Source organism: Neisseria sp. 74A18, assembly GCF_001308005.1.
Lineage (GTDB): Bacteria > Pseudomonadota > Gammaproteobacteria > Burkholderiales > Neisseriaceae > Neisseria > Neisseria dumasiana.
Genome location: NZ_LGZA01000043.1, coordinates 1 through 15,810 on the forward strand (window position 1 = coordinate 1; position 15,810 = coordinate 15,810).

15 protein-coding genes and 2 pseudogenes are annotated in these 15,810 nt (G+C 51.9%); 12 read left to right on the forward strand and 5 right to left on the reverse strand.

What is annotated here, in order from left to right:
• Positions 1 to 133: pseudogene (locus AKG43_RS12860) on the reverse strand (IS30 family transposase); the annotation flags it as partial.
• Positions 134 to 360: 227 nt separating this feature from the next.
• On the opposite strand from AKG43_RS12860, the gene hpnD reads away from it, so the two are divergent.
• The 12 genes and pseudogenes from hpnD to ruvB all read left to right on the forward strand — a co-directional run bounded on the left by hpnD (position 361) and on the right by ruvB (position 13,030).
• On the forward strand, positions 361 to 1,209 hold the full coding sequence (hpnD, locus tag AKG43_RS10880; RefSeq protein WP_054600577.1) for a presqualene diphosphate synthase HpnD: 849 nt from the start codon (positions 361 to 363) through the stop codon (positions 1,207 to 1,209).
• Complete coding sequence (hpnE, locus tag AKG43_RS10885; protein WP_054600578.1) at positions 1,206 to 2,537, forward strand: hydroxysqualene dehydroxylase HpnE; 1,332 nt, start codon at positions 1,206 to 1,208, stop codon at positions 2,535 to 2,537. Before hpnD ends, hpnE begins: the two co-directional genes overlap by 4 nt.
• A 105-nt stretch (positions 2,538 to 2,642) precedes the next feature.
• Positions 2,643 to 3,362 carry an SDR family oxidoreductase gene (locus tag AKG43_RS10890; protein ID WP_054600579.1) on the forward strand — a complete coding sequence of 240 codons (720 nt, stop codon included), beginning with the start codon at positions 2,643 to 2,645 and terminating at the stop codon, positions 3,360 to 3,362.
• Positions 3,363 to 3,919: 557 nt separating this feature from the next.
• Positions 3,920 to 4,657, forward strand: a complete 738-nt coding sequence (locus tag AKG43_RS10895) for a pirin family protein (protein WP_004284756.1) — start codon at positions 3,920 to 3,922, stop codon at positions 4,655 to 4,657.
• Between the two features lie 91 nt (positions 4,658 to 4,748).
• The gene (locus AKG43_RS10900; RefSeq protein ID WP_054600580.1) at positions 4,749 to 5,357 is read left to right on the forward strand and encodes a nitroreductase family protein; all 609 of its coding nucleotides are present in this window, start codon (positions 4,749 to 4,751) and stop codon (positions 5,355 to 5,357) included.
• 130 nt (positions 5,358 to 5,487) lie between these two features.
• Positions 5,488 to 6,171, forward strand: a complete 684-nt coding sequence (locus tag AKG43_RS10905; RefSeq protein WP_004284753.1) for a hydrolase — start codon at positions 5,488 to 5,490, stop codon at positions 6,169 to 6,171.
• Positions 6,172 to 6,257: 86 nt separating this feature from the next.
• Complete coding sequence (locus tag AKG43_RS10910) at positions 6,258 to 6,479, forward strand: DUF1427 family protein (protein ID WP_004284751.1); 222 nt, start codon at positions 6,258 to 6,260, stop codon at positions 6,477 to 6,479.
• The gene (locus AKG43_RS10915) at positions 6,480 to 8,372 is read left to right on the forward strand and encodes an amidohydrolase (protein ID WP_054600581.1); all 1,893 of its coding nucleotides are present in this window, start codon (positions 6,480 to 6,482) and stop codon (positions 8,370 to 8,372) included. It abuts the gene before it with no gap.
• A gap of 160 nt (positions 8,373 to 8,532) precedes the next feature.
• Positions 8,533 to 9,432, forward strand: coding sequence for a pirin family protein (locus tag AKG43_RS10920; RefSeq protein WP_054600582.1), 900 nt, complete (start codon positions 8,533 to 8,535; stop codon positions 9,430 to 9,432).
• A 346-nt stretch (positions 9,433 to 9,778) separates the two neighbouring features.
• Positions 9,779 to 11,386: pseudogene (locus AKG43_RS10925) on the forward strand (MFS transporter); the annotation flags it as partial.
• A 225-nt stretch (positions 11,387 to 11,611) separates the two neighbouring features.
• Positions 11,612 to 11,929 (forward strand): hypothetical protein, encoded by a 318-nt coding sequence (locus AKG43_RS10930; protein ID WP_082403080.1) that lies wholly within the window; start codon positions 11,612 to 11,614, stop codon positions 11,927 to 11,929.
• A 69-nt stretch (positions 11,930 to 11,998) separates the two neighbouring features.
• A complete protein-coding gene (gene ruvB / locus AKG43_RS10935; RefSeq protein ID WP_054600585.1) occupies positions 11,999 to 13,030 on the forward strand; it encodes a Holliday junction branch migration DNA helicase RuvB in 1,032 nt (343 codons plus the stop codon).
• Between the two features lie 50 nt (positions 13,031 to 13,080).
• Here ruvB and AKG43_RS10940 read toward each other — a convergent pair whose 3' ends face one another.
• The 4 genes from AKG43_RS10940 to AKG43_RS10950 form a co-directional block, all read right to left on the reverse strand.
• Positions 13,081 to 13,617, reverse strand: a complete 537-nt coding sequence (locus tag AKG43_RS10940) for a hypothetical protein (RefSeq protein WP_156300667.1) — start codon at positions 13,615 to 13,617, stop codon at positions 13,081 to 13,083.
• A gap of 135 nt (positions 13,618 to 13,752) precedes the next feature.
• Positions 13,753 to 14,640 carry a hypothetical protein gene (locus AKG43_RS10945; RefSeq protein ID WP_054600587.1) on the reverse strand — a complete coding sequence of 296 codons (888 nt, stop codon included), beginning with the start codon at positions 14,638 to 14,640 and terminating at the stop codon, positions 13,753 to 13,755.
• A 53-nt stretch (positions 14,641 to 14,693) separates the two neighbouring features.
• Entirely contained in the window at positions 14,694 to 15,059 is a 366-nt protein-coding gene (locus tag AKG43_RS12865; protein WP_125940149.1) for a hypothetical protein, read from the reverse strand.
• A 100-nt stretch (positions 15,060 to 15,159) separates the two neighbouring features.
• Positions 15,160 to 15,531: a hypothetical protein gene (locus AKG43_RS10950; RefSeq protein WP_054600588.1), complete on the reverse strand. Its 372-nt coding sequence runs from the start codon at positions 15,529 to 15,531 to the stop codon at positions 15,160 to 15,162.
• Between the last annotated feature and the right edge of the window lie 279 nt (positions 15,532 to 15,810).

Genomic DNA, 15,810 nt, shown 5'->3' on the forward strand with positions numbered 1-15,810 from the left:
CGGGGCTGAGTTTGCGGCGGATGAGGGTAGCGATGTGTTGGATCAGCTGCGAATGGAGCTTATAGGGCTTTCTTTTGCGCTGCTTGGTAAGCCGGCTTTGCTGTCGGGCTTTTTCGGCACTGTATTGGCTGCCCTTGCGGGCAGTTCGTCTTGGGTCAGTTGTGTGTCGCTCATATGCAATCTTTCTTGCAGGAAAGGCCGTATGCTACCGCATACCGGCCTTTTTCTGTTGTGGAAAGTTGCACTTCAAATTTGAATCCGCTGCCGTCTGAAAGCAGCTGTTTTCAGACGGCCTCGAATTGTTATCCCCCCTGTTTCCCGCTACAATCCGTATCCGATAAAAACCATTCAGGAACCGCCGTGCTGCCGCTCGAATACTGCCGTCAAAAGGCCGCCGAAAGCAAATCCAGCTTTCTGGCGGGTTTTCGTTTTCTGCCGCAACCGAAACGCGATGCCATGACCGTGCTGTATGCCTTCTGCCGCGAGCTGGACGACGTGGTGGACGACTGTTCCGACCAACACGTTGCCCAAACCACGCTCAACTGGTGGCGGATCGAGCTGGCCAAAGTGTTCGGCAGCGAAACGCCGGAACACCCGGTTTGCCGTGCCTTGAAAACCGTTGCCGCCGATTTCTGCCTGCCGCAGGAAGAATTGGAAGACATCATCAACGGCATGCAGATGGATTTGGAGCAGGCCCGCTACGGGCGTTTTGAAGACCTGAAACTTTACTGCTACCGTGTGGCGGGCGTGGTCGGGCGGCTGATTGCCCGCATTCTCGGTTTCAGACGGCCTGAAACATTGCAATACGCCGAAACGCTCGGCTTGGCTTTGCAACTCACCAACATCATCCGCGACGTAGGCGAAGACGCGCGCAACGGGCGCATTTATCTGCCCACCGAAGAATTGCAGCGTTTCAACGTGCCCGCGCAAGTGCTGATGCAGCGCACGCCCACCCCCGAATTTGCCGCGCTGATGGATTTCCAAGTCAAACGCGCCCGCGACACCTACCGCGAAGCCGTGGCGCTGCTGCCGTCTGAAGACAAAAAAGCCCAAAAAGCCGGTTTGGTAATGGGCAGCATTTACTATGCCTTATTGAACGAAATCGCCGCCGACGGTGCCGAAAACGTATTGAAATACAAAATCGCCATTCCTTCGCCGCGCAAAAAACGCATCGCCCTGAAAACATGGCTGTTCGGATTTAACCCATGAAACCGCAAAACCCACGCCCCAAAATCGCTGTTATCGGCGCAGGTTGGGCAGGCTTGTCCGCCGCCGTACAGCTTGCCCCGCGCGCCGGCCTGACGCTGTTTGAAGCAGGCCGCAGCGCCGGCGGGCGGGCGCGCACGCTGAATGCCGACAACAGCGGTTTCAGCTTTCTCGACAACGGCCAGCACATTCTGCTGGGTGCTTATCAAGGCGTGCTTGCGCTGATGAAGCAGATCGGTGCAGACGAACACCAAGCCTTTCTGCGCCTGCCGCTGCAATGGCATATTTCAGACGGCCTCCAATTTCAGACGGCCTCTTTGCCCTCGCCGCTGCATATCGTTGTGGGATTGCTTAAAGCCAAGAACATCGGTTTCGGCGAAAAAATCAAACTGCTCAACGATATGCACGCGCTGCAACAGCGGCACCGTTCGCCGCTTCCGCTGCCCGACATCACCGTTGCCGAATGGCTGCGCAGCCGCAACGTCCAACGTAAAACCGTCGCGCAATTCTGGCAGCCGCTGGTGTGGGGCGCACTGAACACGCCGCTCGAATCCGCGAGTCTGCAAACGCTGTGCAACGTCTTGCAAGACGGTGTGTGGGCAGATAAAGCCGGCAGCGACTACCTGCTGCCCAAACAGGATTTAGGCCGCATCATCGCCGAACCTTCCCTGCAATTCTTAGCCAAACACAAAGCAGACATCCGCATGGAAACACGCGTAACGCAGCTTTCCAACCTGCCCGACGGCCGCGTATGCGTGAACGGCGAAGCGTTTGATGCCGCCGTGTTGGCCGTTGCCCCCTATCATGCGGCCGCGCTGATGCCGTCTGAAACCCCCGCCGATATTCAGACGGCCTTCGGCAATATGCAGTATCACGCCATCACCACCGTGTATCTGCGCTACGCCGAAACTGTGCATCTGCCCGCGCCGCTTACCGGCTTGGCCGAAGGCACGGTGCAATGGTTCGTCCACCGCGCTGCGCTGGGCTCGCCCGCCAACGAAACTGCTGCCGTGATCAGCGTGTCCGACCATTTAGGCCGTCTGAAAAACGAAGAATGGATTGCGCGCGTACATGCCGATTTGAAAACGCTTTGCCCTTATCTGGGCGAACCGCTTGCCGCGCAAGTGATTACCGAAAAACGCGCCACCGCCGCAGCAACGGCCGACCGCACCCCGCCCGATTTGGCATGGCTGCACCACCGCCGCATCTACCCCGCCGGCGACTACCTGCATCCGCGCTACCCCGCCACGCTGGAAGCCGCCGTGCAGTCCGGCGCAACCGCCGCGGAACTGTGTTTGACCGAATACAAACCGTACGGGCCGAAACTTTAGCGTGAACCGGCCGGCCTTACCGCAGTTCGCCATAAACCTCAGCACCGCAACATTTTTTCAGACGGCCTGCCGTCGATACCGATTGAAACCTTAAAGGAAAAACCCATGAGCCAGCTTCAAAACAAAACCATCCTCATCACCGGCGCATCGCAAGGTATCGGCGAACAGGTTGCCAAAGCCTACGCCGCTGCGGGTGCCACCGTGGTGCTGGTTGCCCGCCATCAGAAAAAACTCGAAAAAGTGTACGACGACATCGTTGCTGCGGGCGGCCCCGAGCCGTTTGCCATCTGCTTCGACCTCCTAACCGCCGAAGAAGCCGAGTTCGACCGCTTCGCCGCCACTATCAATGAAGCCACCGGCGGCAAGCTCGACGGTATCGTGCATTGCGCCAGCTACTTCTACGCCCTTTCCCCGCTCGATTTCCAAACCGTTGCCGAGTGGGTCAACCAATACCGCATCAACACCGTCGCCCCCATGGGTTTAACCCGCGCTTTCCTGCCCTTGCTCAAAGAATCGCCCGACGCTTCGGTGATTTTCGTCGGCGAAAGCCACGGCGAAAACCCGCGCGCCTACTGGGGCGGTTTCGGCGCATCCAAGGCCGCGCTCAACTATTTGTGCAAAGTTGCCGCCGACGAGTGGGAACGCTTCCCCAACCTGCGCGCCAACGTGCTTGTGCCCGGTGCCGTCAACTCGCCCCAACGCATGAAAACCCACCCCGGCGAGGCCCGCAGCGAGCGCAAAAACTACGAAGACATCATGCCCGATTTTGTTTGGTGGAGCAGCGAAGAAAGCAAAGGGCGCAGCGGAGAAATCGTTTACCTGTAAAACCCGCCTTGATGCCGTTTGAGACCAGTACGCCCCGATGCGGATGCAATTCAATGCTTTCAGACGGCCTCACCGAACACCCTTTCATTTTTTATTTAAAAAATGCAAACATCGGTGCGCTTTTCATCCAACCAAAGATAACCCGCCGTTTAAAAAAGCTTTTCAGACGGCCTGTCATCAACTTATTGTTAATACAAGGGAGAAAAACCGCAGACAATACAAGTAGTACGGAACCGATTCTGTTGCCGCTTAGCGGCTTGTATATTCGTTCTCTTTAAGGCAAGCACAGCAACGCCGCAGTAAAAGTTAAGTTGATTGATCATAAAACGAATATCAATATTCAGGTCTATTCATCAAAAAAATACTTTTCTAATTCTTTCGGATAGTATATTTTTCACACCAGTTATCCAGCCTCTTATGTTTTTGAACTATTGTTTACTCTGGGTTGATAATCAATTTATCATTCGTGTCTTTTTCCCCACAAACTTTCCCCCTATAATTCACTCCATCGCAAATCGTTATATTAACAATAGTAATTAATTTAAAGGAAAGATAAAATGCAAACTGTATACCATCCGGCTAATTCACGCGGCTTTGCCAATCACGGTTGGCTGAAAAGCGCACACACTTTCAGCTTCGCCAACTATTACGACCCCGAGCGCATGGGCTTCGGCGTACTGCGTGTGATTAATGATGATTTTGTAGAAGGCGGCCAAGGCTTCGGCACCCACCCGCACCGCGACATGGAAATCATTTCCGTACCTTTGAGCGGCGATTTGGCCCACCGCGACAGCATGGGCAACGGCAGCATCATCAAAAACGGTGACGTGCAGGTTATGTCGGCCGGCACCGGCGTTACCCACAGCGAAATGAACGCCAACCGCGACCAAGCTGTGAAATTCCTGCAAATTTGGGTGTTGCCCCGCAAAAACAACGTAGCGCCCCGCTATCAGCAAATCACGATTGCCAACGAAGCCAAACCCAACGACTTCCAGCAAATCTTGTCTCCCAATGCTGATGACGCAGGTGTGTGGATTCACCAAAACGCTTGGTTCTCGCTGGCACGTTTTTCAGACGGCACCCAAAAACGTTACGATGTAAAACGCGAAGGCAACGGCGTGTATGTGTTTGTGATTAAAGGTAAAGCCAAAGTAGGCGGTATCGAGTTGGGCGAGCGTGACGGCTTGGGCTTGTGGGAAACCGACGGCTTTGACGTAGAGGCTTTGGGCGATGCGGAAATCCTGTTGATGGACGTACCGATGGACGTAGAAGCCAATATCAACCAGTTACACTAACGGAAATCAGAGTAAAATGTTATCCAAACTTTTTAGTTGCCTGAAAAATCTCGGGCAGCCATCTAGCCAACCTGAAATAAAGGAAACCACAATGTCTGTTGTACAAACTTTGCAGCAAGCTGCTGAGAACCGCCGTTCTGTTTACGCGCTGAACAAAAATCTGCCCGTCAACAAAGAAGAAGTAGTAAAAATCGTTGAGCACGCTGTAAAACACACACCGTCTGCGTTCAACTCGCAATCAACCCGTTTCGTTGTACTGTTCGGTGCCGAGCATGAAAAACTGTGGGATATCACCATTGCCGAACTGCGCAAAATCGTTCCTGCCGAAAACTTCCAAGCTACCGAAGACAAACTGAACATGTTTAAAGCGGCTGCCGGCAGCGTGTTGTTCTTTGAAGATGAAAATGTTGTTAAAGGCCTGCAAGAGCAGTTCCCTGCTTATGCCGCCGGTTTCCCCGTATGGGCAGGTCACAGCGATGCCATGAGCCAATACGCTATTTGGACTGCTCTGGCTGCGGTAAACGTAGGTGCCAACCTGCAACACTACACTCCGATCATTGATGCCGAAGTGGCTAAAACTTGGAATCTGCCGGCCAACTGGAAAATGAGCGCCCAGCTCGTATTCGGCGGCATCACCGAATCTGCTGGCGATAAATCTTTTGCTCCCGTAGAAGACCGCCTGAAAGTTTACGGCCTGTAATTATTTTCAGGCTGCCCAACAGCCTGAATACACCGTGCAATAACGCGGCAAATTCAGACAGGCTCCAAGCCTTGAATCTGCCGCTTTTTTATTGCCTGAAAATTCTTTTAACGACACATGGAGAATCGTCATGTCAAACAAATTTTTAGACTTGTTAACCCCTGAAAACAGCCAGCTGATTTTTATCGACCACCAGCCGCAAATGGCCTTCGGCGTACAATCTATCGACCGCCAAACCCTGAAAAACAATGTGGTTGCATTGGCCAAATCAGCCAAAGTATTCAACATCCCCACCATCATCACCACTGTTGAAACCGAAGGTTTCTCCGGCCACACTTACCCTGAATTGTTGAGCGTATTCCCCGAGAACAAAATTCTCGAGCGCACTTCAATGAACTCTTGGGACGACCAAAACGTGCGTGATGCTTTGGCTGCAAACGGCCGTAAAAAAGTTATCGTAGCTGGCTTGTGGACAGAAGTATGTAACTTGGGCTTTGCTCTGGCTGCCGCTGCTGAAGGCAATTATGATATCTACATGGTGGCAGATGCATCAGGCGGCACAACAGTAGAAGCGCACGAATACGCTATGCAACGCATGATTCAAGCGGGCATTATTCCGGTAACTTGGCAACAAGTTTTGCTCGAATGGCAACGTGACTGGGCCCGTAAAGAAACCTACGATGCCGTATTGGATATCGTAAAAGAACATTCCGGTGCATACGGTATGGGTGTGGATTACGCCTACACTATGGTTCACAAAGCGCCCGAGCGCGTGCAACACGGCGAACGCATCGGCCCTAACCCTGCCAAGTAAACCCTGATTTACTGTTGTTAATGCGAAGGTGTGGTTTGCATCAAAATCACACCTTTGCTGTTTAATCTGCCCATTAAGAGATATTTATGAAGTTGTATGTGTTTTCTTTCGGAGCCGGAATATTGGTTGGTGTGGTTTACTACCTGCTTAATGTACGCTCTCCCGCACCGCCCGTAGTGGCCTTGCTGGGGCTTTTGGGCATGTTGCTGGGCGAACAAATGATTCCGCTCTCCAAACAATTTTTTTCTCCGCAAACATCTATCTCCCAAACCGCACACTCACAAGATCAAAATCACAATAAGGAGTAAATGATGACGACACAAATCGACACAATTTTCTATAACGGCGAATTTACGACTTTAGACCGCTCCAAGCCGGTTGCCCAAGCCGTTGCCGTTGCCGACGGAAAATTTGCCGCAGTCGGCAGCAACAGCGAAATTTTAGCGATGGCGGGCGAAAATACCCGCCGCATCGATCTGCAAGGCCGCAGCGTTTTACCCGGCCTTTTCGACAACCACACCCATATCATCCGCGGCGGCCTCAATTACAACATGGAACTGCGTTGGGACGGCGTGCGTTCGCTGGCCGATGCCATGGCCATGCTCAAAGCACAAGTCGATATTACGCCTGCGCCGCAATGGGTTCGCGTAGTCGGCGGTTTTACCGAGCACCAATTCATCGAAAAACGCCTGCCCACCATTGAAGAAATCAATGCCGTTGCGCCTGATACGCCGGTGTTCATCCTGCATTTATACGACCGTGCTTTACTCAATGCAGCCGCATTACGCGCCGTCGGCTACACCAAAGACACCCCCGAACCGCCCGGAGGCGAAATCAAACGCGATTCGAAAGGCAACCCCACCGGCCTGCTGCTGGCCAAACCGAATGCCATGATTCTGTATTCGACTTTGGCAAAAGGTCCCAAACTGCCGTTTGATTACCAAGTCAACTCCACCCGCCATTTCATGCGCGAGCTGAACCGTTTGGGCGTAACCGGTGTGATTGATGCCGGCGGCGGTTTCCAAAATTATCCCGACGATTACGAAGTGATCCGCAAGCTGGCCGAAGAAAACCAACTCACCGTACGCATCGCCTATAACCTCTTCACGCAAAAACCGAAAGAGGAGAAAGAAGACTTCCTCAAATGGACTTCTTCGGTTACCTATAAACAGGGCGACGATTATTTCCGCCACAACGGTGCCGGCGAGATGTTGGTGTTTTCTGCCGCCGACTTTGAAGATTTCCGCCAGCCCCGCCCCGAGATGCCGCCTGAAATGGAAGGCGAATTGGAAGAAGTGGTACGCATTTTGGCGCAAAACAAATGGCCGTGGCGTATGCACGCGACTTATGACGAAACCATTACCCGTGCCTTGGATGTATTTGAAAAAGTTAACCGCGATATTCCGTTGGAAGGCATCAACTGGTTCTTCGACCATGCCGAAACCGTGTCGCAAAAATCCATCGACCGCATTGCCGAACTGGGCGGCGGTATTGCCGTGCAGCACCGCATGGCCTATCAAGGCGAATACTTTGCCGAACGCTACGGCACGGCTGCCGCAGCCAACACACCGCCGGTGAAACGCATTCTCGAAAGCGGCGTGAAAGTATCGGCCGGTACCGATGCCACCCGTGTGGCTTCTTACAATCCGTGGGTATCCTTATCTTGGTTGATCAGCGGCAAAACCGTCGGCGGTATGAAACTCTATCCGCAAGCCAATTTGCTCGACCGCGAAACCGCTTTGCGCATGTGGACGGAAAACGTGGCATGGTTCTCCAACGAAGTCGGCAAGCGCGGCCGCATCGAAGTGGGCCATTTGGCCGACATGATGGTGCCGAGCAAAGACTTTTTCAGCGTGCCGGAAGACGAAATCCCGTTCCTGACCTCGGATCTGACCGTGGTGGGCGGCCGTGTCGTTTACGGCGCAGGCAGCTTCTCTGATTTAGACACCCCGCCGCCGCCCGCTATGCCCGATTGGTCGCCGGTACACAAATACCGCGGTTACGGCGCATGGGGCGACCCCGAAGGTGCCGGTAAAAACTCGCTCGCACCGCTGCGTCAACAAGCCATCGCTTCATGTAGTTGCGCCAGCGCCTGCGGTCTGCACGGCCACGATCACGCCCGCGCCTGGGCATCGTCGGCGCCTGTTTCCGACCTCAAAGGCTTCTTCGGCGCCCTCGGCTGCTCGTGCTGGGCCGTCTGAAAACGCCCGAACGGATACGGATGACTTTCCGTATCCGTAACCGCATTTGGCAAACGGCTTATGACCAATTCTTGCTTGAACGTTGCGCTCCGCAGCACGATAGTCGGTTGGTTATAAGCTGTCGTGCCAACCGGATATAAACACACAAAGGAACCCTGATATGAACACAGAAAAACTTCCTGCCAAAATCAAAGATGTCGGCGGTATTCCTGTTGCCCGCCTGTTGCCGCAAGGCAAACGCCGTACCATCGGCGCATGGTGTTTTCTCGACCATGCCGGCCCCGCCGAATTCGGTGCGGGCGAAGACGGTATGCAGGTCGGCGCGCACCCCCACACCAATCTGCAAACCTTTACTTGGATGCTGGAAGGCGAAGTGTGTCATCAAGACAGCCTCGGCTACCGCCAACTGATCCGCCCCAAGCAGGTCAACTTGATGACTGCCGGCACGGGCGATACGCGCGGCATCAGCCATACCGAGCAAACCCCTGAAGGCATCAACACTCTGCATGCCGTTCAATTGTGGATTGCCTTGCCGACCCATCAGGAAATCGAACCTGATTTCCAACACTATCCCGAACTGCCCGAATGGCAAGAAAACGGTGTCGATTACATCTTAACCACCGGCAGCTACGGCGGCCATACTGCGCCGACCAAACAATTCAGCCCGCTGGTCGGCGTGGATATCCGTTTTCAGACGGCCCGTACTTTGGAAATACCCGCCCACTCAGGCTGGGAATACGGCATCCTCGTACTCGCCGGCAGCGTAGAAGCCGACGGCTTACGCGCGACCGCAGATGAAATGATGGTATTCACCGACGGCAATACGGACGGCGTTATCCGCATTCAGGCCGAAGCAGGAACACATATCATGCTGCTTGGCGGCGAACCTTTGCCGCACCCGACCCTGTTTTGGTGGAATTTCGTAGCCGACAACCCCGATTCGCTCCGCCGTGCCGTTGCCGATTGGAACAGCGGCCACCCGCGTTTCGGCGATATCGATTTATCCGGCAGCAAACTCAGCCGTCTGCCTTCTCCGGAAGCGCCCGACCATTTGCGCTAACCGGCAAAACCGCCACGGCAGCCTGCTGCCGGACACCGCAGGATTCAGGTACAACATCCCGCTTCATAAACCGAGCGGGCCGGTTTGTGCTTTTATCCTTGCACCGCACAAAGCCGTACAGACGTGCACACCTAATGTTTGTTTTTTCAGACGGCCTCATGCTATCCAAGCGGATTGTGCCGAAAAACACCGCCGCTATGGAACTGATAAGCAGCCTTAATGTAGCGCCTACCTATCTTTTATTTGTAGTCCATCTATTTAAAGTAGTTTAACGATATAAACAGCAAGCCGGCAAAGGTCTCAGGCCGTCTGAACAGCTTTTCCACATTACGGAACCAAAGGAACAACATATATGACCCAACACCGCTCGTCTGCCGCCGAAACTTCCGGCAGCAGCTTCGCCCCGTTGCGGCAAACTTTGTTTGTCGTGTTATGGATAGCCACCATTTTAGGCAACACCGGCAGCTTTATCCGCGATGTTGCCAGCTCGTGGCTGATGACCGATTTATCGCCTTCGCCTGCCGCCGTTGCCATGGTGCAAGCCGCCGCCACCCTGCCGGTGTTTCTGCTTGCCATTCCCGCCGGCGTGCTTTCCGATATTCTCGACCGCCGCAAATTCTTAATCGGCATTCAGATTCTGCTCGCCGGTGTCAGCGCCGGACTGATGCTGCTCTCGGCAAGCGGTATGCAGTCGGTTGCCTCGCTGATTGCGCTTACCTTTCTCGGCGGTATCGGGGCCGCACTGATGGGGCCGACTTGGCAGGCCATCGTACCGGAACTGGTCGATAAAAAAGATTTGAAAAACGCCGTAGCTTTGAACTCTCTCGGCGTAAACATTGCCCGCGCCATCGGCCCCGCACTCGGCGGTTTGATTTTGGCCGGAGCGGGTGCGGCTTTCGCCTACGGTGCCGACGTATTGAGCTATGTGTTTGTGATCAGCGCATTGCTGTGGTGGAAACGCCCCAAAACCCAGCGCGACGAGCTTTCCGAACAATTCGGCGGGGCATTCCGTGCCGGATTGCGCTATGTGCGCGCCAGCCGCGAGCTGCACATCGTTTTGCTGCGTGCCTTTGTCTTCTTCGCCATCGCCAGCTCAGTTTGGGCTTTGCTGCCTTTGGTGGCACGACAACTTCTCAACGGTAGCGCGGGCTTTTACGGCATCTTGCTGGGTGCGGTAGGCGCGGGCGCGATTCTCGGCGCCGTGATTATGCCGCGCCTGCGCAGCCGCTTGAGTGCCGACGGCTTACTGCTTTTGGCCGCAGGCGTAACCGCTGCCGTAATGGCCGTTTTGGCCGCCGCCCCGCCCAAATGGTTGGCGGTGGTGGTATTGCTGTTGCTCGGCGCGTCATGGATTACCGCTTTAACCACACTCAACGGCGTGGCGCAAAGCATTCTGCCCAACTGGGTACGCGGCCGCTCGTTGGCGGTTTACCTCACCGTATTCAACGGCGCCATGACTGCCGGCAGCTTGTTATGGGGCAACGTTGCCAGCCTTATCGGTATCCCCTTGACCTTGCTTGCAGGTGCGGCGGCATTGGTGGTTTCCGCATTGGTAGCGCACCGCATCAAACTGCCGCAAGGCGAAAACGACTTAAGCCCGTCTAACCATTGGCCCGAACCGCTCACCGTATCCCGCCCTGCCAACGACCGCGGGCCGGTGCTGATTCAAATCGAATACCGCATCCGCCCCGAAGACCGCGAAGCGTTTATCCGCGCCATTACCGCGCTTTCGGCCGAACGCCGCCGCGACGGAGCCTACCAATGGGGCCTGAGCGAAGACACCGCCGATCCTTCCATTATGCTCGAATGGTTCTTGGTCGAATCGTGGGCCGAGCATCTGCGCCAACACAAACGCGTTTCCAAAACCGACGCCGACCTGCAAAACGCAGTAAAACGCTTCCACCAAGGCGAAACACCGCCGCAAGTGCGCCACTTCGTTTCTTGCGGTAAATAATCAAACCTATTATCTATTCGTTTTTTCAGACGGCCTCAAAATACGCTAAAACGTATATGAGGCCGTCTGAATGGTTATGAATGTTTCAGATCATGATTCACCATCAACCTCCCAACCCTGAGCCTGTTTCACGACGCACGGCAACGTCCGCTGCCGTCTGAAACACGTTATAATTCCAAACTCTTTGATTCGTCTCACACCAACCCAACCGTTTCAGACGGCCTTATAACCATGAACACCGACTTACTCCACCAAAAAATAAGCAACCGCGACTATCTGCGCCTGATCACCCTGAACAGCGAAAATTTCAGCAACGCAGAACATGAACTCCTGCGCGAAATTCTCAGCGGTTTTGAGTTTGACGTTGTGCAGGAACAAGCTTTGGCACATGCCGTAGCACAGCAGGCACGGTTCGACCCCAACGCCCTCCATATCGAAGATGACGATGAAGACATCACCGGCGTATGCCCGCACTGCATCAACCCGCCCATGCCGCCACTGCGCGATTATCTGGTTTGGCGGCAAAACAGTCATACCGGGTAAATAAATAGCAAAGCCGTCTGAAAATATGTTTCAGACGGCCTCAAAAACTTAACTTACGAGTTGTTAACTATGCTGCAAACCGATAATCTCAGCGCCGCCCAACCGCAACGCATCATCACTGCCCAAAGCATTTCCGCCCAAGAAGAAATGCTCGAACGCGCCCTGCGCCCCAAATCATTGGGCGACTACATCGGCCAGCACAAAGCCAAAGAACAGCTCGCCATCTTCATCAAAGCCGCCAAAAAACGCGGCGAAGCACTCGACCACACTCTGCTGTTCGGCCCACCCGGATTAGGCAAAACCACGCTGGCACACATCATCGCCAAAGAATTGGGCGTAAACCTTCGCCAAACCAGCGGCCCCGTGCTCGAACGCGCCGGCGATTTGGCCGCCCTACTAACCAACCTCGAACCCCACGACGTATTGTTTATAGACGAAATCCACCGCCTCAGTCCGGTCGTCGAAGAAATCCTCTACCCCGCGCTCGAAGATTACCAGCTCGACATTATGATCGGCGAAGGCCCCGCCGCCCGCTCGGTCAAAATCGACCTGCCGCCGTTCACGCTGGTGGGCGCAACCACCCGCGCCGGCATGCTCACCAACCCCTTGCGCGACCGCTTCGGCATTGTTTCCCGCCTCGAATTTTACGGGCACGACGATTTAGCCACCATCGTTGCCCGCTCCGCCGAACTGCTGCAACTCAATATGGGCGAAGAAGGCGCAATGGAAATCGCCCGCCGCAGCCGCGGTACGCCCCGCATCGCCAACCGCCTGCTACGCCGCGTGCGCGATTACGCCGAAGTGAAAAACCAAGGATTGATTAACGCCGAAACCGCCGATGCCGCCTTGAGTATGCTCGATGTCGATTCGGTCGGCTTGGATTTGATGGATAGAAAATTTCTCGAAGCCGTGATCTATAAATTCAGCGGCGGCCCGGTAGGATTGGAAAACATTGCCGCCGCCATCGGCGAATCCACCGATACCATCGAAGACGTTATCGAACCGTATCTCATCCAGCAAGGCTTCCTGCAACGCACCCCGCGCGGGCGCATGGCTACCGAACGCAGCTACCTGCACTTCGGTTTGAATGTAGAAAAATAAATGATGCCGTCTGAACAATTCAGACGGCATCTTAATATTAAGCACTCAAATTACTCATCAATATAATAAATAATCGGTTTGTCAGATTGATACTGCTCCCCCTGCCGACGGGGATAATGCCCCAAACCCGTTGAATCGACATTGCCATATTGGCCTATCAAGGGCAAAGATTTTTTCAAAATCTTATCGTGCTCTTCTTCGCTCAACTCATCCAACCCTTTGTAAGGCGGATTTACTTCAGCCTGAATCTTAAACTCACGCGAAGCAGCTTTGGCTTTGTCCGGATTGATGATCGGGGCAGGCGGATTGTCTGCCTTTTTAACTTCACCTTCAGCCGTTACATGATCTGCCTGCTTGGCCATCTTCTTCATGCCTCTGCTTTTTTTGCCGTAAGAAGTTTCCAAGTCCAAAATTTCATGTGGTTTGTCAAACTGGCTTTGTATGTGAGCATTTGTTTGCTCTGCTGAAACCGGATGCTTTTGATCAGGTTTGCTTTGCGGATAAGCACATGCAGCCACAAACATGATCGACGGTAAACAAATACATAAACGCCAATACTCTTTTATATTCATTTTTCTCAAGGCCACGATTTTTCCCTACCAAGCAGTAAACATCGTTAAACATAAAGGCCGCCCATACCGTTTGTACAGACGGCCTTTAATGACCATTTTACTATAACCGACTTCTACCCATCGGATTATGTTTTAAATAAAGCTGACAGTTTAAGATTTTTTCGGGGAGCATTTCTTTTGCAACTGTAATTCGGGATATGCCAAGTCTGCAACCCACAAACTGGCAGCATCAAGCAAAACCTGTTGTGCACTTTGCACACTTTCCACTTGTCCCGAAGAAAACGAATAGCCGATGCCCGGTTCTTTACCCGTTAACTGTATGCTGAATTCTTTTCTTTTCGCCGAATATTTCAAGTCGAAAGAAGTGGCATAAGCAATAGTGTTAGTGGAAGGATCATTTACATTTACGGCTAAGCTAATGATTTTCGATGAACTGCTCGAACCGTAATCAATATTACCCTGTATTCTGGCTCTGCTTTGTGAAGCATTGGCACCACGGCCTCTATTGAAAAAATCCTCTTGGTCGTTGCGTGTAAATGCCGCCTCAATCGGGATCAATTGAAGGTAAGAAGCGGGAGATAACCCGGCTTGATTACGAATAAAATTGATAGACGACAGATTACCGTCTTGATAAGCTTTCAAATAATTTGTATTTACCAAACCAAACGCATTGATTCCAACCGGCCCGTTAACAGCCTGAAAAATCAAAGGTTCTTCTTTTACTACTTTTGCTAAAGTATAAGGAAACAATGCATGGATACGCGTTTTTAAATGAAAAGCACCCGCATCTGCCAACGGACTGTGCAATGCCTGCTGCCTTACCGTTCCATCAATAACATTAGACACGATAAACAAAGAAACCCGAGGGCTGGTTTTGGTAAATTCTTCAAACGCCCTACCTACGCAGTCTAAAGATTTATCTAAAGAAGATTCAGTATAATTAGGCGTAGCGGCAGTAGAAACATAATCTACCGATTGCGATGAACAGCCTGAAAACAATACAGCCAAAGCTAAAATCTTTAAAGCATAAGCTTTCATGATAACGCTTTCTCCCTATCAATTAATCTTAATCAAATTAATTCAAAAAATAGTTAATTGCAGCCTTTAATAGTCACTTTACCAATATAAGCTTTGCTTGAAATTTTCGGTTGATTAACTCTTCCTGCACGATTGAGGGCTGAGGAGTCTGTGTTGATATAGTTCGCATAAAAAGCACATTTAGGCTTGATAACATTATCAACATAATATGAATTTCCATAAGGATCGGTAACATGGTAGCCGTCAGTTCTTGTTCTTTGAGGACGTACCCGTGCTTCCATAATCATCTTATGCGGCATGGCTTTTGTTCTTGTAGAAGGTATATCAGGATAACCCGGATGTTTTGCCATCAACGGCACAGGCACCAGCATTGAAGAAACACATAAAAGAGTTGTTAACTTTAGCAATTTGTTCATCATGATATCCTGCCTTCCACACATCAAAACATCAAATTGTTAAACGGGGTCGGCAGCAAAATAAATCCATTTCAACTACCGACCCCCATTAGCAAGTTACTGCTTATTTCAATTCAATTACGTTTACACCTTGAGTGTTGTAAGCACCATTGGTGGTTTTCATTTTAACTTCGTTAACCCAAGCTTCTTGATCTACGTTCTTAGTTTCCTTGCCGGCAACAACTACGTTGGCACCTTGAGTAGTGTAAGCAGCATTCTTCAACTCCAGATCCAAGTTGTTGATCAAAACACCTTGATCAACTTTAGTAATTGAATCATTGGCATTGATCACGTTCAAACCTTGAGCGTTAGCATAACCAGTAGAAACAACCAATTGAGCATCTTTACCGCTCAAAACAGCTTGATTGAAAGAACCGGCAGCGAAAACAGAAGCGCTCATACCCAAAGCCACGACAGCAGCAGTCAATTTTTTCATGATACATTCCTTTCATAAACAAGTTAAACAGACCCTCTAAATCAAATATGAAATATTTGATTTGATGATCAGAAACAAATAAAAAGGGATATACAACTCCCGCACTGCAATAAATCCACCGATAACCTATCACTTAAACTATACGGCTTTAAGAAAATGACTATGTAGTGGATTTATGATGATTATATCCATAAAAAACTTACAATCTATTTTTAAAATTACTATTTTTAAAGTTATCTTTTTGATAAGTAAAGAAAATTTTACATACATCCATGTATA